The sequence below is a fragment of the Natrinema salifodinae genome (assembly GCF_900110455.1).
Lineage (GTDB): Archaea > Halobacteriota > Halobacteria > Halobacteriales > Natrialbaceae > Natrinema > Natrinema salifodinae.
The window spans coordinates 637,112-658,524 of the sequence record NZ_FOIS01000002.1; the positions used below are offsets into that span (position 1 = coordinate 637,112).

Genomic DNA, 21,413 nt, shown 5'->3' on the forward strand with positions numbered 1-21,413 from the left:
AGTGTTAGTTACTCGTCCTCGAGCAGCTCCGTCGCGACCTCGTAGGAGTACGCGAAGTCCGGCTCGAGCTCGTCGCCGCGGTAGTAGTCGACCAGACGGCGCACCTTCGACTCGGTGTTCTGCAGGGCGCGCTTGTTCTGGTGGTCCTGGGGATTCTCCTGGACGTGCTCGCGCAGGCGCACGGCGCGCTCCATGAGGTTCCGAAGGTCCTCGGGGATATCGGACGTGGCGTCGTTCTCCTCGAGAATCTCGGTGATCTTCTTCCCGGTCGCCAGCTTGACGTCCGGGACGGGCGTGCCGGTGACGCCTTCGTCACGCAGCTTCATCCCGATCTGGCTGGGTTCGTAGCCCTGCTCTGCCAGTTCGACGACCCGATCTTCGATGTCTTCGGGGTCGACGTCGCTCCACTCCGGCGGTTCGTCTGCCGACGGCTTGTCCGAACCGGACGAGCCGCGGCGGCGGGTGTGCATTCGTGCCATTGTTGAGGATAGGAACCGCACTGACCGCTCCGTACGCGACAGTCGGGGCTCCGACTGTCCGTGCACTTCCGCAATCCCAAGCCGTCCGGAACAGTGGACGGCGGAGTCAGATTTGCGGCCGTGCGCTTCCCACTCATCTCTTCGTTCGGACGAACTAAAGGGTTTCTAGACCGGCACCGTGGCCGCTGCTCGGACGCCGGTCGAAGCGTCCCTCGCGGCTCGCACCGCCGATCCGGGCCTCACTGCTGTCCCACGCGGTGCTCCTCCGCGCCCCAGTACTCCTCGCGAAGCTCGTACTTCTGGACCTTGCCGGTCGCCGTCTCCGGGAGGTCCTTGACGAAGTCGACGCTCGTCGGTTTCTTGTAGCCCGCCAGGCGCTCGCCGACGAAGTCGACGATGTCGTTTTCGGCGGGATTCGCGTCCCGCCGCGGGACGACCAGCGCCTTCGGCGTTTCGCCCCATTCCTCGCTGGGAACCGGGATGACCGCGGCCTTCAGGACGTCCGGATGGTCGTAGAGGACGTCCTCGACCTCGATGCTCGAGATGTTCTCGCCACCGGAGATGATGATGTCCTTCTTGCGGTCCTGGATCGCGACCATCCCGTCCGCGTCGATCGTCGCCAGGTCGCCGGTGTGGAAGTAGCCCTCCAGCCGCTCGGAGAACGCTTTTTCCGTAGCATCGGGCTTGTCGAGATAGCGGTCCATCACCTGGTTGCCGCGGACGACAATCTCGCCGATGGTCTCCCCGTCGCGGGGGACGTCGGTGCCGTCCTCGTCGACGACCCGGACGTCGGTACAGAGCGTCTCGCTGCCCTGCTTGACCTTGAGTTCGCGGCCGCGCGCAGCGAGCCGGCGCGGCGAGTTGCTCGTCGTGATGATCGGCGCGGTCTCGGTGAGCCCGTAGATGTGGATGATCCGCCAGCCGAACTCGTCCTCGACGGTCTCGATGGTGGCCGTCGCGGGCGCCGACCCGGCGGTCGCGATGCGGACGTCGCGGTCGCCGGTCGTCTCGACGGCTCCGGCGGTTTCACCGCCTTCGCTCCGCTGCCCCGACGGCGCAGCGCTCTCCTCGTAATGGCCGATGAGGTTGTTGAGCACCGTCGGCGCGCCGCACATGAACGTCACGTCGTACTCGCGTACGCGCTCGAAGACCCCCTCGGCGTCGAATGTCCGCTGGCAGACGTGGGTCCCGCCGGTGCCCGTGATGGCGTAGGTGTGGCCCCACCCGTTGCAGTGGAACATCGGCAGCGTCCAGAGGTAGGTGTCGTCGTCCCGGATCTCCATGTGCTGGTTCAGAACTAAGGCGTGCCAGTGTTCGGTCCGGTGAGTCCGCACGACCCCCTTCGGATCGCCCGTCGTCCCCGAGGTGTAGTTGATGCTGGCGTCGTCGTCCTCGCTGATCTCGGGCCGGTCGGGCTCCTCGGTCGGCTGTCCGTCGAGGACCGTCTCGTAGTCTTCCCAATTGCCGTCGATCTCATCGGCCCGATAGCCGACAAACGTCTCCGCCGGGATCTCGTCGCGGATCGCCTCGGCCTTCCCCGCGTAGTCGTAGTCCGCGACGATCGTCCCCGCCTCGCAGTCGTCGAGGATGTATTCGTACTCGCCTGGCGTCAGCCGATAGTTCAGCGGTACGAACACCGCCCCGAGCTTGTTCGTCGCGTACAGCGCCTCGATGAAATAGTGCGTGTTCGGCGCGAGCACGGCGACGCGATCCCCCTGCTCGACGCCCCGCTCCGCGAGCGCGTGCGCGAATCGATTCACCCGCTCGTTCACCTCGGCATAGGTGTACTCCGTCCCGTCGTGGGCGACGATCCCCGTGACGTCGCCGTAGATGTCGACCGCCCGGTCAAGGAAGTCCGTGGTGCGCATCTCTTCTTTCATTATTTGTCACTCGATACCACAGACCATGTCATCGCCCTAATTTCTATCTCCGCCTTCCTCTCGTTGGGATGGTCGTCACTCGATCGGAATCGGTACTCGAGTCACATTCCGCGCGATGTGAGCGACGGTGGCCTGGTACTATGCGCTCGCTGTGCGGACTCGATTCGCCGGCCGCCAGGATCGGCGTTCCGCGGGACGAAACCGTGTCCCACGACAGCGAACCCCGCTTCCGTCGTCGAATATCGAGGGGTTTATACAGTCGTACGCGAAATGTGCTGATGCGAACGAGGGCTCGTAGATCAGAGGTAGATCACTCCCTTGGCATGGGAGAGGCCCCGGGTTCAAATCCCGGCGAGTCCACTCGAAATCTGGCACCTCAGGCCTTCTATTTGCGGAATTCCGTCCCCTAAGGGTGTTCTGACAGCTATCGATACGACAGTGCTGACAGCTGCTTGCTCGAGAGTCATGTTCCTATTATAGGTCTTCGATGAAGTCGCGTCGCTGTTCCATCTTCTCACAGTCTGTACGGCGGTCGTAGTGGCGATCGAGAACTTCCGAGGAAACGTCACACCGATCGCTGACGATCTTCTCGGGGATGTCCTCGCGGAGCTGGTATGTGATCGCGCCGCGCCGGATCGTGTGCGGCGAGAGACTGCTCGGGCAGTCGTAGTAGTGCCCGTACTCCGTGGCTTCGCAGTCATTCGGATCGCGGTCGTGGGGGCACTCTTCGATCATACAGGGCTGTGTGAGTCGGTACACCTCCGACCGAATCTGACCGGAACTCAGCCGGCCCCGATCGCTCGTGATGAGCGGCTCACGCCCGTGCTTGTCCACGACATCGTGACGGTGGAATCGGATGTACTCGTCGAGGACATCGCAGTAGTAGTCGTCGAGCGCCATCGCGCGCTCGGCCGGCTCCTGGTTCTTGAGCGGCGTGCCCGTATCGGGGCGGTGGCGAAGCCAGAAGCACTGCTCGTCGGGCTCGTAGTCCTCGAGGTCGACCGCGCGAAGACTCCCGAGGCGAATCCCTGTGTGCCAGAGGATCGCCATGATGACGTGCTCGCGGCTCGCGCGCTTGTACCGCTCGAGGTAGCCGATGATCTTGTGGGCGCGATCGGCGTCGAGTAGTTCGTCGCGGGCCTCTTCACCGCGGTCGACATCCGGCAGTTTTACCCGCTCGCGCATCCCCGGTTCGACGGCGTCGATCGACGCGCAGAACTCGAGGAACACGCGGAGCGTCGCGAGCTGCCCGCGGAGCGTGACGATGTTCACGTCCTCCTGTCGCCACACCCGGTATTGATGGAGATGCCGGCCGGTGAGATCGTTGAGGTTATCGATGCCGACCTTCTCACACCACTCGACGAAGGCGTCAAGCCGGTACTTGTGGTTCTGGAGCGTCTTCTCGCTCACCTCGAGTTCACGGTGCGAGACGTAGAGATCGACCGCCTCGCGGGGTGAGATCGGCTCGAGGTCGTCGCTCATGTCTCTACCTCTCCGAGTTCAGACTGATCGTCGGCGAGTCGACGGCGGCCTCGAGAGTTCTCCGGCTGGATGTCCCGGACCTCGTCGGCCCAATCCTCGAGTCGCCGGCGAACGCGCTCGAGTTTGGCGTCGAGTTCGTCGACGGACGCGGCGCTCACCTCGGCACGGATCTTGTCGCGATCGTCAGTCGACGTACCGCGCGTGAGTTCGGTTGTGATCGAGATCGCGTCGTCCTCGCTCATGTGTGCCTCGCGACGCCGATGTTCGTTGGCTGATTGCCCTCGTCCTCGTACTCCGCTGCGAGTTCGTCTGCGCAGTCCTCACAGAGATAGCCGTCAGGAGTAATCACTTCCTTCAGCCCGGTACACCGGGGCGTATCACAGGAATAGAGCGAGTAGCCGTTCATCGATTTACCTCCAGATCGCTACTGGGTATGAGATCGATACTCGCCGCTCGAGCAGTTGCGCACGATCGACAGGCTGATGCGTCGCGGTGAGCGTCGTAGCCGTCCGCGTCTGCGCCGCAGGTACAGCGAGCGTCAGACCTTTTGGCTGGCGATGCCTCTTGCCGTGCGTGGGGTACACGCCCCACGTGAGTTCCGCAATTCATTGTGTATTCCGGAGCTACCTTCTGGGCGGCGTGCCAGCGCCGCCCGATCTCACATACCAACAAGAGTCATCTTCAGCCGAGTTGGTAGCTCCGTGTTTCTGTGTATAGGCTCTCTTTGCATATATGCGACGGCTGACTAAAGTAGGTCAGTATTCTCCAAAGCGGAGAATATCGTAGGAATAGGTTAGTGTGTTCCGAAGTGGGCAGTAATGAGGCAGTCGGGAACCTGGATGACAATCTGGGACGATCGCATTCTCGAGACTATTCGGAAGGAAGGTGCAAAACCAGTCGGCGAACTCGCCGAAGAAGAGGGTCTTCGGATTTCCCACTCTTCTGTCTCACGGCGCTGTAAGAAGCTCGCTGAACATGGATTGCTGACCCCGCTCGGAAACGGTGTCTATACTATTACTGACAGAGGGGAGGCCTATCTTGATGAGGAGTACGACGCTGAGAATGAGGTCTTCCTCAATGGCAACGGTTCGAGAGACGGCCCCACAGTGAGTGAGACATCGGAATCGTGACGGATCGAAGACCAGCCCGATGGATGTGTACGCTCAACGAGCGGATCCTTGAGTACCTCGAAGAGGATTCTTGGTCAACTCCTCGCTATATGGAACAGGCTATGGGATTCAATGCTTCTCGAGGGAGAATCCAAGAGCGGTGCCGAATGCTTACACAGGCTGGTCTCATCACACCGGTGTTTAGCGATCATCACATGTACGAAATCACTGGTAAAGGTCAGGAGTACCTCGAGGGAGAATTAGATGTAGAGAATCTTCCTCAGCCTACGATTCACCGTCTTCTCTAATCATCGCGATAGAGCCGGCAGACCCGTCCGATAACTGGTAAAGCTGTGTTCTGAGTGTAGAAGATATATTCAACACAGAGAACGAGATGTCACATGAAATTTGAAGTACTTGACTCCTTCACATTCCACAGTTGCCACTGGGTACATCGGGTCTGAGGTAGTTGTGGGCTCGAAAACTACCGAGACACTCCTGCTCCTTCTGAATCCGCCAGAATATTAAATAAGAGACAAAGCTTATAGGTAAATAATTCCCAATAGTTCACTCTTGCAATTCTCTGCGTTGCACACAGCCGGTAAACATGTCAGAGAAGGACCGTTATTACTTTATGCTGTGGACAATGAGTTTGCGACTAAGAAGGCATGGGAAGAGACTAGCCATCTCGCACCCATCCCACTTACAGACAGGCAAGGGGAACAATAATGCCACAGGAAATCATCTTCGGAGAAGAAAAACGCGAATACGTTCTTGATGCACTCAACCGAGAGGTTGATGACGACGGATTTGTCGTCAAACCTAACGGGGAGCGCGTCCTAGCCACTGACGGGGAACCTATCAAAGCGGATGACATTGGGTATATTGGCCACGGTTCTACTGACTTTGTCCGCGACGATATCTCTGAAATTCGCAAGTATCTCCACGATTCATAGTATTCTATATGGGCGATTGGGACAATTTTCTGGGAAATCTTTTTTCGAGTAGCGATACCAGCGGCAATACTCACGACGAAAACGAGGACCAATCTCCGTTAGCCGAAGACGACCCCCATCACAAATATTCGACAGGGACAGCGCTCGAGGTCGACCAATCACCAGATAAGCCCGACGAGTTACCTGACCAATCACAATATGACGTTGTCTCCATCACAGCCCTAGACGACGGTCAAATTTATCAAGTCGATACAGTAAATGGCCGGGAGGTTTTGTTTGTAGACCCAGAGAACGCGGGAGACGCCCGTCAACCCGACGCTAAGGCTTCAATCAGAGACGGCAAAGAAAAAACAGGTGGTCTATCACCATCTAAAACACATCCTCTGATTGCTGCCTATCATGGCACAGGGAAGGAATATATGGATTCTCTTGAAGAGTTTTACGAACATAAAGTTCCTGCTCGTTTTGTAGAAATGATTAAAGATGCTGCCTTGCTACGTTATGCTGAAGCCTACGATAATCTCTCATTGTTGGATGTTCGAGAGCGGAAAGAAGAGATGACTAAATATGGAGACGAAGCCCTACACGTGGCATCATTTTGTTCGTCAGGGTTCTTTGATTACGATGGGATTTTCCAGAAGAAATACCGGGAACGGGTTCTCAATGGCTCGGATACCAAAGACAACTATCGTGACGCCTTCATCCGAATTATCCGCACGGCTCCATTCGTAGAATTTGTTAAAAGCGATCATCAGGAGGCGTATTATATAGATGGTGACCTTGAACCGTATAAACAAGTCTACGATGACGCCCTACGTAAAGCTCGACATATCGACGAATATGCCTGGAACTTCGAATATATTCAAATCCGTGGAACCGGGCACGATACACATCCCACTGTCAGAAACACTTGTCAGTATTTCAATACCCACCACGATAGCCTTGATTGCCTCCTTGAGATGGAAGAACGAGATCTCGTATTTCGATTCGATCCAGATACGCTCTAATACATAATGTCGTACCTTCGAGATGCACTAGAGATCATCAATGACGATACACCAGTCTTTGCATTCCTCCCGGTGGCTAATGTTACTTACCTCCTCATTCTTGAATATCAACCAAGGGTATTTCTCGGCGGTATTCTTGTGACACTACTTTCCTCTCTTCTATATTTACTTATTGACCAAGATCCAGCATATGATAGCCAGAAAAACTGGGTAAGGGTGATATTCGTCACTTGGTTAGTCCTCTATGCTGAAAGCATTCGTCGACTTTTTGAAGAGCTTAATCGAAATCTTGTTTTTCCAGAAATTCTCATCTTTGTCTCAACAACGTTCATTAGTCTCGTTGTCTGTGACAAGATACTAAAGAATGTACTGGACGATTATACAGGGACAATCTGATCCCCTTAGAGCCAGCTAACTTTCTGGCGTTCTCGTTGCTGTGCCTCTGGACTGTAGCTACCCCGATAATGCTCGAGGAAGGTCTCGAGGTCGTTCCATCCGCCCCAGTCACACACTAGGAGAGGGTCGACATCGTCGGAGGCGAGCGCGGTCGCCCAGGTCCGTCGGAGATCGTGGAACCCGAGGTGATCCCAGCCGGCGTCTCCAGTCTCGTCGTACAGCTGGTCGGCAGCCGATCGCACCCACCGCCGGAGCGACCGCGTACTGGTGATCTCGACGAGCGACGAGCTGGTCGGGGCGTCGCGCACGTCGTCGACTGTCCGGATTGTCGTCGCGAGATCGCGCGGAACCGGTGTCTCTCGGAACTTGTCGCCCTTCCCGTGCCAGACACGGAGCATCGTCCCGGCGTCGGTATCGACGATGTCCTCCGGCGCAACGTCGAGGACTTCGTGTGAGCGGAGCCCGCACCGCGCTCCGAGTGCGAACGCGATCCGCTGTTGGGTGTCGTCGGCCGCCTCAAGCAACTGTTCTACTTCGTTCTGGCTGAGCCAGACCTTCATGTCGTCGCGGTTCTCGTGCTGTTGGAGATTCATGCGTCCGGGTAGCCTGCATCCCGGACAAGAACCGCCGGGAATCTAGTTTTTTCGGTGGGGCTCGAGGGAGAGATCGAGCCGATTCTGTCCGACTCTGTATGAGTTCTCGGACACCGCGCTCGCGATAACTACAGATACGAACTCATCACCAGCGAGGATAGAATATCAATACTCCCAACAATTTACCTTGTTAGAACGACATAGACAGAATAAGAGTGTGGCACGAACAGGAAAACGTCGGTGGCGGTATGCAACCGACACTGATCTTGAAGACGAGATCCGGTCTAATACCCTCCCACGGGTCAAATCTGCACTCTCTGATCCCGTCAGCTCTGATTGTCCGAATAGCTGCTTGTGCCACAATGTCGATGAACGACGGATAGCAGAACTTCTGAAGGGGTTTGCCGATGGATCGCTGTGGACTGATGGTGTCTACGTTCTCGAGTGTCGCCAACGGACGGTCACTGAAAAAGTGCTTCGCGAGGAATTCCACCTTCAAACGGATCGAAGGTGGGCACATCGAGCACAGGAAAGAGACCGCCTATTGTATGTTGGCGTAACTCAGAGAGCCGCGACCCGATTGAAACAACATGCTGCAGGTCGGGGACGAGGAGCCCACTTCACTCAAATCTTCCCGGCCAGTCGGCTACTTTCGATTGACTGGTACGGATCAACTTCTGAGGCCTATCGAGCAGAACCAATTACGGCCGATGTCCTGGATGAAGTGACCAGTGATGATGTGTACGTATCGCAACCAGGGTGATACTGAACACTACTTCACGAGCGCCTGTCCGGCTCTACTCTACTTCTCGGACATGCTTCTATGGTCACTAATGACCTGTCATAACTAATATTCATCCCTAAATCTATTACAGTTTGATTCTAACACGATAGTATGGGAACATGCCCTGGTTGCGATCGAGATGTAACGCCAGTCAATAAAGGTGGTATCGGACACGGAGTGAACGAATACGTCTGCCCAAAGTGTGATATTATTCTCGGAGTTACGTCCTGACGAATCGCAGACTAAATTCACCGGAAAATCGACTCCGGAACACCCTATCCGGCACTACTACGATTCTCGGACATCAGCATCGTCCCGTATTCTTTTAAATTAGTGAATGATATCAGACGCTATGCCCGTGTTCGAGATTCTCAAGTCGCTCTTCGGCTCAGCAGTTATTGGGTTCGGTTTATTTCTCCTCGCTATGGTCTTGTTTGGGATGGTCTTAGGAGTGTTATATCTTGGCCCCCATCGACCTAATCGAAGGAGGAAACGCCATAAGAGGAGGTAGCAGTAGGCCTCGCGGTCAGTAGACTATCTGTACTCATCATCCTATTCAGGCGAATTCATCCAATCATCGGGTGTAGCTAAGGACTGAATGTCCTTCCGACTCACCAGTCCTGCAGCAACCAAAGGGAGACGAACAAAAACATCAAACCATTGGCCAGCGTGGACGAGTGGTTGCACTTCGTACCAGAATATGAGTACACCTGGCAATAGTAGAATAAGGGGTGCCCCTCCGGAGAGTCTATACACGAATGGACGCACATCTGTGCTGCTCCAGTCAACACTACATGGGAAAATCTTGAAGCAGAATACCATCTCGTGCTGGCGAGTCCAAGGGACGCCAGCGAGGTAGTGTGTTCCCTCGTGAGCCCACATCCCGATGTAGGCCGTAGTAAAGAGTACGATGAGTGGATGCCGATTTCCGAACAACATCCGTCCTCTTTGCACCGTCGAATAATAATTTTCTGGATAGAGAGAAGGAATACCACTCCACGATCGTCCGTCCGACTCTACCGCAATTCTCGGACACAAATTTGCGGTACTAGCCATGACCAGACTCGACAGACTATATACACAGTAATTATTACATATCAAGCAGACCACTCGGTAATGCGTAGCTGGTTGAGAGGTCTTGAGTGGTTTGCTGGAGAACTGTTATCGTTTCTTGGGTTTCTACTCCCCGTTTTAGCCACTTTTGCCGCTGTTTTCTTAGGTGTCTATCTCAATGGGGTTGTCGATAGGGAGCGCAAACGAGAGATGAAAATCTTCCGCCCACTTTTGGACGAGACGGGCGAAGTAAAGGACGCTTCCGCATCGAAGCCGATCCGCTCTCTGATCGAGGATGGAGAACATCGTTCGGTATTGCTCGACGTCCGTCCCGTGGAATTCCATACAATGGATCAGACAACTCGAAAAGAACTCATGGCGTATCTGAAAGCAGTGGGACGGTTGGCGGAACTAGATGACCCCACGCTCGCGGCGAGTGCAGTGCTTCACGAGAGCGGATACGGAAAGCACTTCACAGAACAACTCCCCTCAGATATGTTGCTTAAACCGGACGAAGGAATTCAATCAGAGAAATCGATCTCGGGGCCAGGCCCACATATTGTATCCGGCCGTCGAACCGTCATTTCCGGCCCGAATGCGGTCCTACCATCACGCTCCACGAAGGTCAGCAGTGATGCCCGTCAACCGTTACTACCTATTTTGGTCGAAAACGCATCACTGCTCATTGAGTTGGACTCTGGTGCAGAACTTCGAGCAGTTTTCGAGTCCCATACCGATATCGATGTCGGATATCTTGACGAGCAATGTCCGAATTGGGCTGACGAACTCTGGAAAACATTGCAGCGACCATGGAAGGGGGAGCCAATCAACTATGAGGACGGACTGGCCAGTAATGACAAAAGTTCTGATGATAAGAGCCAGCATATTGTAAAAGGGGAGGACTTTCGAGGAGTTCTCACAAGTGCAGGAATCGCGTTACAACTTCGTCGTATGAAACAACGATACCAGGTGATTAATCACGCGGAGCAGTTGCACGGACAACTTCTTGTCCGCCTATCACGACCATTGTACCATCCGAAGCGAATTCTACTTGCCAGACACTGACCACAGCCAAGACTGGCTATCCGACTCTATCAGTCTTCTCGGACACCCCCGTCAGAGATGAGAAGATGGCTTTATTCTCGAAGGCGAAGTGACCCTTCAGGAACAGTATAGGTTGTTGTTCCCGACTTGAGTTCTCCGTCGACGAGTACGAGATCGTGGATTCGATATAGGGGATCAGAATCATTCACCGCTTTGCCATAGTGTTCTGAGTACGTCAGTACAGTGCCATCAGAGCGCTTCACTTCCTCTTCACCGGCGACTTTGTCTGTCACCTTAAGAACGATGGCAGGATATGGATCTGCATCATAGCCGGGTGGCGACTCAGAGATTACTATGTCTTTCCTGCTGAATTTCGGAGCCTTCTCCATGATGCTCTACCAGATTATCTGACTGACAATATATAAAGAATATTGGTTGAGTTGATCTCGAACCGATCGAGACGACAGAAGAGTCCAATACTGGATGAATTCTCGGACACCCTTTATTGCGCTTTTTGATTGGAAACGGGCCGGATCGATTCATCATCTAATTCCCGTAAGTGAGATCTCAGCTCGTTCAACTCTTCTAATAAGTCGAGTGCGCTCATACACTGACGGAGTGCTTCATCTCTCCCAACTTGTTCATAATCGGAATGAGCTACGTTGTTCCGATATTTAATTAGAATAGCAATCTGATGATACTGGCGATCAGAAAGTACTTTCCCATGCTTTTCGGGCATATCTATTCGATTGAGTGCCTTGTTCCGGAAGTGAAATCTTGCGTCTTCCCAATCAATTTCGTCATTATATGCACGAATAGATTTAACCTTTCTATCTCTTCCCAGCTGCAGTAAGCACTTTTCAACTGCTCGCCCCAAGACCAGTAGCGCTGTTGAATAATAGCCTAAGCAATAAAGATCAGCGGCCTCTCGAATAGTGCTCTTGTATTCTTTAGGTGTATCTTTCATATGGAAGTCAACATCCATGAACTCAAAAAATTCTGTTAAGCGACCCAAGATACCTTGAGAGAAAGCCTCAGATGTATTCTCACATATTCTTCGAGCTTCGCCGCAGAGTTGCCTTCGTTCATCAGGATCAGACTCTGCGTTTTGATAGCGCATTTCTTCAATTCGCCAATATCCATGCGCAATATCCTCTTTGAACGACCCAAACCAACTTTCATGCGCTAAATGAGGGAAATTCCAAGCAATTGCTTCGACATTCCTCATTAACCTTAATATCGCGCGACGGGAGTCACTGATCAGTTTCTTTGATGGTTCTTTCTCTTCTGATCCACATTGTTCAACAAAACCCTCGAGAGTTTCTATATGATCTCTTATCTCGTCATAGAATTCCTTCAATTTGAAAATGCGATAAATGACGTTCGAGTTATGATGGTGCCATTCATCATCGATATGGCGAAAGGCAATATTTTCACGTAGATCCTCCTGTGTCATAGGAACTGTCAACCACTATAATGGCATATAACCTTCGTCTTCTCAAACATCCACCTTGGCGTATCACGACAAGTTCATTGACTGAAGAAGCATCACATCAGGATACGGGTTCCAAATGTGGGTTTAATGATAGGTGAGCGGCTTACATGGTACAACTAACAGATATGAACGAGCGAGAGTTGTATGCAGACGACTGGATGGGTGTCGACTGGAGCGAATGGCTATCTCTCGATCTGGTAGACGGTGATCTGACCGCAATTTCGACCGATCCAGGACTCTACCGCGTTCGCCATTGTGACCGTGACGGCCTCGAGTACATCGGTCAAACCGGTCGGAGTACACGCGGACGGGTGAGTGCATTGGCACGAAACGTCCACTCTAAGGAGATGCCGTTCCGCGATCCGCACACCGCTGCTCCGTGCCTCTGGGCAGTTCGTGATCGAGACGGACCGGCGTTCGAAGTGTCGACCGCGACACCGTCGCTCGCTACTCACGACCAGGACCGAAAAGGCCTCGAGGAAGCACTCATCGCGATAGCACGTCGCGAAATGGGTAAAAGTCCGACCGCGAACTTCGGTCGGATCATCCCCGGCTACTCACAGTCAGGATACCGAAGTGATGGATACGTGGGTGGCCCGCTCAAGGAGGGAGAGGCCGAATCAAACACCGAACCCGGTCGGGGGCCAGTTCCGTGGAAAAACGTCGACGACGTGACTGCATCCGATTGGATGGGTCTCGAGTGGAGTGGCCCCTATCGGCTTGAAGATCGACTTGAGCCGGATCTACCCGACGCGGGTGTCTACCGAATTTGGTACGAAGGTGACGCGCCACCACTGGCGTATATCGGCGAGACGAAAGCATTCTCACGACGACTCCGGCAACACGAGAACACGTTTGGTAGTGAGGCGCTGTTTTCAGTAGCCGTCCCAGACGGAATGGACGCAAAACACAAGCGAACCGAGGTCGAGACTGACCTGATTGGTACGCACTATCTCGTGACACAGCGATCACCGACAGCGCAGTTCGGGAATTGAGTTAGTAGCAGAGACCAGATTCGGCGCAGTCTACGAGTTTTGTCGGACTCTGTTCCCATCCTCAGACACACCACTCGTAGTTGTACTCATACAAATCCACTAGATAGCAAATTCAGTTCATGGCGGAGATCAAATATCCTTTATGTGAATCTCCCAGACTATCTCCATAGAGATGCCTCATTCAGGGAAACACCCACGCGATGACGTAAACCCGCTTTTTCGGAAGCTAACCCCAATAGGATATCACTATAACGGAAGAAACAATCAGAGGTTCGTCGGAACAGGATTTTTCTATTTTCATCAGTGGGGATTAGATGATTATGATGACCCCAGTCTTCCTTCTACTGGACCATATCTCGTCACAAATAAGCACGTAATAAATCCACCTGATAAGAGTGATCCAGATTCACTTATCATACACATCCGCCAATCCAGAGCCATAAGGGAGACAACCCGAAAAACTGTTGACCTTTATGATAGCGATGGATCGAAAAAATGGAGAGAGCATCCCGATAATGAGTGGATCGATATTGCAGTCCTGCCCTTAGACTTCGATATCAAGTCTGCACATGCATTTCATCGTGCAGACATTCCTAATTATGGAAATGCTGTATCTGGTGGGGATGTTGCTAAAGTAATTGGTTATCCAAACTTACTAACTGATTTCCATTACCTTCCAATAATGCGAGATGCTTTGATTTCCAGCCCCTATCAAGTAGCTTATCATGATTCACCGTATTTCTTCATTGATTCAAGGTTACATAATGGTATGAGTGGAAGCCCTGTTATTCACATTCCAGATTATTATGAACTAAATGATGTAGAATCGGACCTTAAAATCTCAGATGAGGAAGAAGAATTGATAGATTCTCTCCGAGTCACTGGTCCAGCAAAACGGCAGAGTCCGACATTATTGGGGATCCATTCTGATGAGGAATTTGAAACAGAAAGTCGACTCTCTCTTGATGATATTAGGGACAAGATCACAGATGACAATAGTGAACCAGGTCTAGAAGATTATCTTGAGGAACTTGATAACCGACTAATGAGTGTGGAGCAAGATTCGGGGCTAAACCGAGTTTGGCACGCAAATCTGTTGGACGATATAATACGAAACTGCGATAATGAGGATGTGGGCACTGTCTAGTTAAGCACCTCCGCTGGCGTCTGTCCGTTGAGTGACTGGTGTGGTCGTTGTATGTTATAATAGTGTCCAAATTGTTCAAGCCATTCGCGGACGCTCGCCCGACTGCCCACCCACGAGTTATGGAAGCGGTCAACTCGCATTTTGAAGGTATGAAACCACTTTTCAATCAGGTTTCGATCACCGTAGTCGAGCTGACCGCTCAACCCTAACCGAGAGAGGGCAGTCAGATATCCATAGCCATCGACGAGAAATACGGTATCGGAGAGATCGTGTTTCTTGGTCAATCGATGCAGGAACGCAGCGGCTGGATCGGTACCTCGTCGTCCAAACACTGTGACATCGAGAACGAGCCGAGAGTCTATGTCTATTGCAGCGTACACCCAAGACCAGTCGCCGTTAATCTTGACAGCGGTTTCATCAATGGCGACCCGCGACGGCTTCGCCGTCCTCAGAACGCTTCGCGTTCTGATGGGCCGCACGAGAGCTTCGCTCTCGTGGACGTCAGCGGGTCTTGTACGCTGTCAGCCAGCCGATGTACCCAGTGCCAGATTGCTTGATGAGAGCGTTTGACGCCGATCAAGCGAAGAATTGCTTGTGTCTCTCGAAGCGAACAGCCGGTCGCGTGGAGGCGGACGGCGAACACCCTGACGGGCGTCGCCGTCCGCTCACGCTCCCAAGCTTCATCAAATTCCGTCGCGTAGCACTCGCTGAGCAGGTCTGCGAGCGTCATAGCCAAACTAGCTCTACGACCTGCTCGCTTCTCAAACCGCGCTAACTAGACGGTGCCATCTCTCACATTGCCCTCTTCATCGACCAATCCAAGCGCCCGAAGCTCGCTCTTCGGGAGCACAACACCGCCCGACGTACGACCAACTTGTACCAACTGATGGATCGGCATGGCTACGTTCCTAACTGGTGCTGAATCTGTTTAATCATTAATCTCACCAGTACGAGACTATGATATTCTCGACCGCTATCACTCGCTCGAGAGTCCCATCAAAACATGGGTGCAGACAACCCGCCACCGACCAACGAAAAGCCTATCGATGAGGTCTACCACGACCGAAATCTCCTCGCGATCGCCTTTGCGAGAGCGATCCGACTCACCTGGGACCCGAACACTGCGGGCTGGTACTGGCACGACGAGTGGCCGGTCGTCTGTGTCGATATCCCGACTGGCCAGAAATCGTGGCACGTCACGCCCGACCTCAAGGATGTCCTCGAGCGCTCACCACTCGACGAGAGCGAACCGACCGGCGGCTACGATGGCCACTCGCGGACGCTCAAGAACTGCCGGCTTGCCCGCTATATCACCCGATCCTACTGATGACGGAGCGGATCGAGTTCGGATCGAAAGCGGCGGCCGACAGTTTCCGCGACGAGTACGCGGACCACCTCTGCAGTGACGACGACCGACGGCTCAAGACCGTCGCGATCTCCTCGAGCGCTCCCGACCACGTCCTCGAAACGGCGACGATCGAGGCCGCGGCCGGACGATCCGAACGTGGCGGCCGCGGCGGCCAGGCCGAGATGACCGATCACGAACGCGAGTCGATCGACTTCTCTCGAACCTCGGTGCCCCACGCCAGGAGCGTGAAGGGACTGATGATCGAGCAGGGCGTCGACGACTGGCTCGCGTACTACGACCACACACTCAGCGTCGACGAACACCGCGAAGTGGCAAAGCGAGCGACTCGCGACGAACGCGGTGACCGTCTCGACGCCGACACCAACGTCGACGATCGTCTCGCCGACCTCGAGGGTGCACAGGGCGAGCAGTGCGGCCACGCTCGCGACCACTGCGAGGACGGCGAAGACGAGGCCTGCGAGTTTCTCGTCGAGGCGTGCGGCTTCGATGAAGACGACGTCGAGGCACTCGTCGCCGAAGCCCAGGCAGACGACCCGCCAGGCGAACTGTACGGCGCAAAGAACCTCCTCTGGCGACGCTACCAGATCGCCGTTGCGGAGGCAAAGGAGGCCGCGGCGGCGATCAACGAGATGAACGACCTTCTCGGGGAGTCAGCGACGGCGTTCCGCGAGCTGGGCGATCGCAAACTGACGAAAGACGACATCGACTGGTAACCACATGACCTACTTCTGCCCCGTTGAGGGGTGCGACAAGCACGCAGACGAATGGAGCGATGAGCAACCGCCCTTTGCCTCGAGGGAGGCGGTCAGGAGCCACATCAATGCGAAGAGTGGCGACGACCACCAGCGAGCAAGGGACCAAGGGGCCTGGAAGGCGGCCCCGACCAGCAGCGAAGGCGCAGACGGCGGCGAGGTCGAGAGCAGCGACGAGCAGCAGCCCAAAGCAACCGAGAGCAGCAACGACCAGCAAACCGAGCAGACAGAAAGCGGCGACGAAGGGGGTGACAGCAGCCCCTCGAGCAACGACACGACTACAAGAGCAGCGACAAGCCGGATCTTGATCGCCAGTACCCAAGTTCAAGCAGAACGGTGAGACCGACCGCAGGGGCGCTGTCGAATTACTCAGTAATAGGTTCAACACCTCGCCAGCGGGAAGGGAGGACTCGCTAAAAATTGGATGGGCGACGGTTATTCGATCTCGATCGACCACTCGCCGTCAGATTTGATCTCTACGTAGCCGATCTCTTCGTACTCGAACTGAGACGGGTTGGTGATGCTGCCTTCGTTGAACACGAATTGGCGGGAATCACCCGTCGACGAGAGGATGTTGACGCTAATACTTTCTCCATCGAAGTCGCCGGATGGCTGGTAGGTGCCGTCGAATTCGAACGGACCGCGGACTTCGTTTCCGCTGCCGCTGATGGAGAGCGGCGGACGTTCGCCGCCCGTATCACGCGGCTGCTGGATGGTTACGTCCCAGTCACCATCGGCGACAACGCTGAGTACGTATGACCCGTCGTCGATATTTCGAGCCGTCTGCCCGGTATACGCTCCCGACGAGTCGGCAAACAGCGTGCCGGATCCGTCTTCGGGGACGAGGCGGACTCCAAACTCATCCTCGCCCTCGTGCGTAGCGTCGACGATGGTCAGGCCGCCTTCAATGGGGACATCTTCGATAACGTCGTCTCCGCTTCCGGAGAATTCTTGATCAGCAGGCTCGTCCACGGGTTCGTCTTCTTCCTCGGCTGTCTCGTCTTCATCGCCATTTGAAGCGTCCTCATCGTCAGCTGCCTCGTTCGAGCAGCCAGCGAGTGGGATAGTGAAGCCTCCCAGTGCGACTAATTGCACGACGCGTCTTCGGTTCATCCGAATACGTTCGTACAATTAGTGTCAATTTAAAAATTGAGTGTGGTTACAGGAATTGAAGAAAGTAGTGTATCAGCGATAGCGTACGGGTCGTCTCCGGCCCGAAGAGCGCGATTCACGACCGATAGCGAGACCGGGATCACCATCAGCAGAACGAGCGCCAGGCCGGCGCGGTCACGCACGTGCTGCGGGGCGTTCGAGTAGTCGTATCGATACTTCGAGCGCGGTACTCTCAGTCTGGCCACCACGTCGATTGCACGCCGTCCCTGGTCGATCGAGTCGTTTCGAAGGTCGGCTACGAGGTCGACGCAGTAATTCCGGTGGTATAGTGACCGAGAGATCCATTCAGCGGCCAGCCGACGTTCGGTCGCGACGAGCACACAATTTCGAGAGCGCTCCCTATATACGTTCTATCTCGTGTACGCATTCGACAATCACGCATAGGCTTTTCTATGCTGCCAAAATTCGTTCGGATAGAAATGGCCGGTAGCGATATCCTGAGACGGAAATATTTGAAATTAGCCGCGGTCAGCGGCGGCTCCGCGGCCGTCGCAGGCTGCGGGGGTTTTTTCGAAGATTCGACGGACGGGCCGGAGACGAACGCTGAACCGTCCGCGGGCGAGATCCCCGAACTACGGATGGAGACCGCCGACTTCGCATCCGTGCGCCAGTTCGACAACGAGAACTACGCGCAGCTACACGCCTCTCGGAAGCGACGGGCGATCGAGATCCTTCTGACGGACCCGGCGGTTAACGACCTCGTTAGCGACTGGATCGCGAGCTTCGAGGCGTACGAGGTCATGACAAACCACTTGGAGACGATCAGCCTGCAGGGGCCGACCTCGCTGTCCATCGAGGAACGGGGCTTCCCCGACGGTGACACGGCCGAATTCGAGATCACGGCGGAAAATCGGCAAACCGTCTACGGATTGATCGACCGCCACCGCGACGAAATCGTCGCTCTCGAAATCACCGAGCCCCAAGACGTTGGCTGGACGAAAACGCAAAACGCCTACGAGATGGCGATCGGACAACTGATCCACGAGACCGAGCCGGTCCGAGACGCCTTCGGGGACATGTCCGAGCGAGAGTGGTACCCCTCCTGGAAGGGTTCGGGCGGAGGATTTACCGGTCTCGGCCAGGCGGACCTGCGCCACGGCAACGGAGCGACCACGGTGATGTACGTAAAAGACGACGGGGCGGTTCGGATCATCAACGCGTTCGTCGACGGCTCCGATCCGGAGAATCCGGAGATCATCTCCGTGTCCATCCTCAATAACGCCGTGGAGTATCCGCCCACCGAGATCGCCGAAACGATCGAACCAGCCGCCAATTCGGTGGTGGACTCCCTCCCGGACGTTCCGCCCGAACACCGCCCCTACTACACGGCGAACGATGGCTATCACCGGATCGAACCGCCAGACGAGTCCTTCGATCAGGACGACTGGACCATCGAGTGGGAGCCCGCCAACTATCAGGGCGTGACCCTCTCGGCGTCGTACCGTGACAGCCCGGTCTTCGAAGCGATGAACGCGCCGATCACGCTCACGGGCTACTACTTGCCGCCGCGAGAGGGGCGGAACACGTTCGACTGGTACTTTCCGGACGGGGACACGGTGTTCAACGGCGATCTCTTCTTCTGGGACGTTCACGGACGGGCCACCGGCGGACCGGGACTGATCGGAAAGCTCGACTTCCCGGCCCGCGGCGCCACTCCGAGCGGGTTCCAGCTGAAGAGCCACTTTCACACCGGCGCGGTCGGACGAGGGAGCGTCGATTTTCACACCGGATTCCGTTTCGGTCCCTACAACTACGATATCGCCTACGAGTTCTACGAGGACGGCGTCTTCTCTCCGATCTTCCGGCGGACCGGTCCGGGCTACGTCAACCTGTTCGTCCAGAAGATTCGCGAGAACGCCGACACGTACGGGGAATCCGGCTCCTACGAGGAGCCTGTCGTCCAACACTACACCGCGACCCAGGCGATCGACGTGACGCCTGGTACCGAGGACGGTGTGGCGGTCGAACTCTTCGACGGTGACGAGTGGACGACGCCCGAGGAGGAGTTCTACCTCGAAGCCGAAGCGGGAATGATCGCCCGGTTCAGCAATCCCGACGGGCCGGAGACGGTCGACGTGCCCCTCGACGACGACATGGAACTCGTCGTGGTTCGCCGAGACGAGACGGAGATCGGGCCAGGCGAGTATCCTGCCCACCGACGCGAGGACGAGGAGACGCCGTCGAGCCTCGCTCATCCGGCGCAGTACGTCGATGGCCAGGCCGTGCAGGGAGAGCGGGTCATCGTCTGGCTGCTCATGGTCGGGGCGACGAGTCAGGTGCCCCACCCCACGGGGACGGCAAACTTCGTTACGTCGGCACAGCTGACGCTGTCCGGGTACTGAGAGCGATCGACGATGCCTCCGATCGACGACCGCGAGAACGCTCGTGTGACGGCGAAACCCTCGCGGAGAGCGTTCCTACGCGCGGCGGTTGCGAGCGGCGGAAGCGCCGCGCTCGCGGCCTGCCTCGACGATGAATCGTCGCTGGACGCTCCGTCGGGCGTGGCAGAGCCCGCCTCGCTTCCCGACCGACAGCACGCCTGGAACGACGCGTTGCCGAGGGATGGAGACGGAAACGTTAGACCGCCCGCCCACCACGTCTTCCTCGGCCTGTCGCTGACGAGCGAACCGGACGCCGCGGCTCGGGAGACCGTGGCAACGGCGCTGCGCGAGGTCGAGCAGGCCCTCGAGTGGAGCGGGGACGGGGTCCTCTTTACGATCGGCTATACCCCGGCGTACTTCGACCGATTCGACGCGTCGCTCGACGACGCCGTCGACCTTCCGGAGCCGGATCCGATCGTCGTCCTCGCCGTCGAAAGCAACGCAACGGTTGATACGAACGACGCGCTGGTACACCTTGCGAGCGACGACGCCGCCGTGGTGCTCGCCGTCGAAGCGGCCCTGTTCGGCGAGCGTGGCCGGCTCAACGGCCGATCGCTGTCGGCGACGCTCGACGCGGTCTTCGAGCGATCGACCCGTCGAACCGGCTTCGTCGGTCCGGGCCTTCCGGCCGACCGACAGGACGGTCTCGAGGGAATCCCCGAGGGCGAGCCGGTGCCCGACGCGGCCCCGTTCTTCATGGGCTTCCGGTCGGGCTTCCGAGAGAGCCAGGCGACCGAAGATCGGGTCACGATTCAGGAGGGACCCTTTGCCGGCGGAGCGACGCAACACTTCGAGACCCTCGAACTCGACCTTGACGTCTGGTTCGAAGAGAGCGACCACGAGCAGCGCGTCGCACGGCTGTTCAGTCCCGAGCACGCCGAGCGAGGGGCGGTCGGCGAGTACGGCGAACGCCTCGGGGCCGAAACCGGCGTCGACGCGGTCACCGACGCGATCCACGAACACGCCCGGAAGGACGGCGTCGTGGGGCACGCCCAAAAACTCGCTCGAGCGCGCGAGGACGGCGAGCCGGTGTTGCTCCGGCGGGACGTCAACACGACCGACGGCGACGCCGCCGGGCTCCACTTTCTCTCCCTGCAGCGGGAGATCGGTGAGTTCACCCGCGTGAGGGAGGCGATGGTCGGCGAGGAGTTCGGCCGGTACGGGCTCGGGCCGCGCCAAAGTAACGGGATCCTCCAGTATCTCCGAGTCCGACGGTGGGGAAGCTACCTCGTGCCGCCGCGGGCGCATCGGGCGCTCCCGACGCCCGCCCCCGAGCCGTGAGCGGCAGCGGACGGAATCCTCGCCGAGTCCACCTCGC

At 56.2% G+C, this 21,413-nt stretch carries 20 protein-coding genes, 1 tRNA gene and 1 pseudogene; 12 read left to right on the plus strand and 10 right to left on the minus strand.

The window, feature by feature from the left end:
- Positions 1 to 8 precede the first annotated feature (8 nt).
- Positions 9 to 479 (minus strand): 30S ribosomal protein S15, encoded by a 471-nt coding sequence (locus BMY29_RS08525; RefSeq protein ID WP_049989060.1) that lies wholly within the window; start codon positions 477 to 479, stop codon positions 9 to 11.
- A 239-nt stretch (positions 480 to 718) separates the two neighbouring features.
- Positions 719 to 2,359 (minus strand): long-chain-fatty-acid--CoA ligase, encoded by a 1,641-nt coding sequence (locus BMY29_RS08530; protein WP_049989059.1) that lies wholly within the window; start codon positions 2,357 to 2,359, stop codon positions 719 to 721.
- A gap of 288 nt (positions 2,360 to 2,647) precedes the next feature.
- Between BMY29_RS08530 and BMY29_RS08535 the strand changes: the two genes are divergently transcribed.
- Positions 2,648 to 2,719: transfer RNA gene (locus BMY29_RS08535), tRNA-Ala, on the plus strand.
- A gap of 114 nt (positions 2,720 to 2,833) precedes the next feature.
- On the opposite strand, the gene BMY29_RS08540 is transcribed toward BMY29_RS08535, so the two are convergent.
- The 3 genes from BMY29_RS08540 to BMY29_RS20560 are packed head-to-tail and all read right to left on the minus strand — an operon-like array spanning position 2,834 to position 4,247.
- Positions 2,834 to 3,841, minus strand: coding sequence for a tyrosine-type recombinase/integrase (locus BMY29_RS08540; protein ID WP_049989058.1), 1,008 nt, complete (start codon positions 3,839 to 3,841; stop codon positions 2,834 to 2,836).
- Complete coding sequence (locus tag BMY29_RS08545; protein WP_049989057.1) at positions 3,838 to 4,083, minus strand: DUF7389 domain-containing protein; 246 nt, start codon at positions 4,081 to 4,083, stop codon at positions 3,838 to 3,840. Before BMY29_RS08545 ends, BMY29_RS08540 begins: the two co-directional genes overlap by 4 nt.
- The gene (locus tag BMY29_RS20560) at positions 4,080 to 4,247 is read right to left on the minus strand and encodes a hypothetical protein (protein WP_241471245.1); all 168 of its coding nucleotides are present in this window, start codon (positions 4,245 to 4,247) and stop codon (positions 4,080 to 4,082) included. Before BMY29_RS20560 ends, BMY29_RS08545 begins: the two co-directional genes overlap by 4 nt.
- 412 nt (positions 4,248 to 4,659) lie before the next feature.
- On the opposite strand from BMY29_RS20560, the gene BMY29_RS08555 reads away from it, so the two are divergent.
- The 4 genes from BMY29_RS08555 (at position 4,660) to BMY29_RS20570 (ending at position 7,309) form a co-directional block, all read left to right on the plus strand.
- Complete coding sequence (locus tag BMY29_RS08555; protein ID WP_049989056.1) at positions 4,660 to 4,971, plus strand: helix-turn-helix domain-containing protein; 312 nt, start codon at positions 4,660 to 4,662, stop codon at positions 4,969 to 4,971.
- Positions 4,972 to 5,678: 707 nt separating this feature from the next.
- Positions 5,679 to 5,906 carry a hypothetical protein gene (locus tag BMY29_RS08565; RefSeq protein ID WP_049989054.1) on the plus strand — a complete coding sequence of 76 codons (228 nt, stop codon included), beginning with the start codon at positions 5,679 to 5,681 and terminating at the stop codon, positions 5,904 to 5,906.
- An 8-nt stretch (positions 5,907 to 5,914) separates the two neighbouring features.
- Positions 5,915 to 6,913: a hypothetical protein gene (locus tag BMY29_RS20565; RefSeq protein ID WP_143067673.1), complete on the plus strand. Its 999-nt coding sequence runs from the start codon at positions 5,915 to 5,917 to the stop codon at positions 6,911 to 6,913.
- 6 nt (positions 6,914 to 6,919) lie between these two features.
- Positions 6,920 to 7,309, plus strand: coding sequence for a hypothetical protein (locus tag BMY29_RS20570; RefSeq protein WP_143067674.1), 390 nt, complete (start codon positions 6,920 to 6,922; stop codon positions 7,307 to 7,309).
- 5 nt (positions 7,310 to 7,314) lie between these two features.
- On the opposite strand, the gene BMY29_RS08575 is transcribed toward BMY29_RS20570, so the two are convergent.
- A complete protein-coding gene (locus BMY29_RS08575; protein WP_049989052.1) occupies positions 7,315 to 7,902 on the minus strand; it encodes a tyrosine-type recombinase/integrase in 588 nt (195 codons plus the stop codon).
- 1,900 nt (positions 7,903 to 9,802) lie between these two features.
- Here BMY29_RS08575 and BMY29_RS20575 point away from each other — a divergent pair.
- A complete protein-coding gene (locus BMY29_RS20575) occupies positions 9,803 to 10,804 on the plus strand; it encodes a hypothetical protein (protein WP_143067675.1) in 1,002 nt (333 codons plus the stop codon).
- 71 nt (positions 10,805 to 10,875) lie between these two features.
- On the opposite strand, the gene BMY29_RS20580 is transcribed toward BMY29_RS20575, so the two are convergent.
- Positions 10,876 to 11,172, minus strand: coding sequence for a hypothetical protein (locus BMY29_RS20580; protein ID WP_143067676.1), 297 nt, complete (start codon positions 11,170 to 11,172; stop codon positions 10,876 to 10,878).
- A 113-nt stretch (positions 11,173 to 11,285) separates the two neighbouring features.
- Complete coding sequence (locus BMY29_RS20585) at positions 11,286 to 12,239, minus strand: hypothetical protein (protein WP_143067677.1); 954 nt, start codon at positions 12,237 to 12,239, stop codon at positions 11,286 to 11,288.
- A 146-nt stretch (positions 12,240 to 12,385) separates the two neighbouring features.
- Between BMY29_RS20585 and BMY29_RS08590 the strand changes: the two genes are divergently transcribed.
- Together BMY29_RS08590 and BMY29_RS08595 are read left to right on the plus strand one after the other, a co-directional pair.
- Positions 12,386 to 13,273 (plus strand): GIY-YIG nuclease family protein, encoded by an 888-nt coding sequence (locus tag BMY29_RS08590; protein ID WP_241471244.1) that lies wholly within the window; start codon positions 12,386 to 12,388, stop codon positions 13,271 to 13,273.
- Between the two features lie 172 nt (positions 13,274 to 13,445).
- Positions 13,446 to 14,420 (plus strand): S1 family peptidase, encoded by a 975-nt coding sequence (locus tag BMY29_RS08595; protein ID WP_074854676.1) that lies wholly within the window; start codon positions 13,446 to 13,448, stop codon positions 14,418 to 14,420.
- Here BMY29_RS08595 and BMY29_RS08600 read toward each other — a convergent pair.
- Positions 14,417 to 15,150, minus strand: a pseudogene (locus tag BMY29_RS08600) (IS6 family transposase). The gene BMY29_RS08595 and the pseudogene BMY29_RS08600 overlap by 4 nt on opposite strands.
- 273 nt (positions 15,151 to 15,423) lie before the next feature.
- On the opposite strand from BMY29_RS08600, the gene BMY29_RS08605 reads away from it, so the two are divergent.
- Together BMY29_RS08605 and BMY29_RS08610 are read left to right on the plus strand one after the other, a co-directional pair.
- Positions 15,424 to 15,747, plus strand: a complete 324-nt coding sequence (locus tag BMY29_RS08605; protein WP_049989049.1) for a hypothetical protein — start codon at positions 15,424 to 15,426, stop codon at positions 15,745 to 15,747.
- Positions 15,747 to 16,502, plus strand: coding sequence for a hypothetical protein (locus tag BMY29_RS08610; RefSeq protein ID WP_049989048.1), 756 nt, complete (start codon positions 15,747 to 15,749; stop codon positions 16,500 to 16,502). The genes BMY29_RS08605 and BMY29_RS08610 overlap by 1 nt, the downstream gene beginning before the upstream one ends.
- A gap of 474 nt (positions 16,503 to 16,976) precedes the next feature.
- Here the strand turns inward: BMY29_RS08610 and BMY29_RS08620 are convergent, their stop codons facing one another.
- Positions 16,977 to 17,654, minus strand: coding sequence for a hypothetical protein (locus tag BMY29_RS08620; RefSeq protein ID WP_049989047.1), 678 nt, complete (start codon positions 17,652 to 17,654; stop codon positions 16,977 to 16,979).
- A gap of 479 nt (positions 17,655 to 18,133) precedes the next feature.
- Here BMY29_RS08620 and BMY29_RS08625 point away from each other — a divergent pair, with 479 nt between their 5' ends.
- On the plus strand, positions 18,134 to 20,056 hold the full coding sequence (locus tag BMY29_RS08625; protein ID WP_049989046.1) for a hypothetical protein: 1,923 nt from the start codon (positions 18,134 to 18,136) through the stop codon (positions 20,054 to 20,056).
- Positions 20,057 to 20,068: 12 nt separating this feature from the next.
- Positions 20,069 to 21,376: a DUF7405 family protein gene (locus BMY29_RS08630; protein ID WP_049989045.1), complete on the plus strand. Its 1,308-nt coding sequence runs from the start codon at positions 20,069 to 20,071 to the stop codon at positions 21,374 to 21,376.
- Positions 21,377 to 21,413 lie beyond the last annotated feature (37 nt).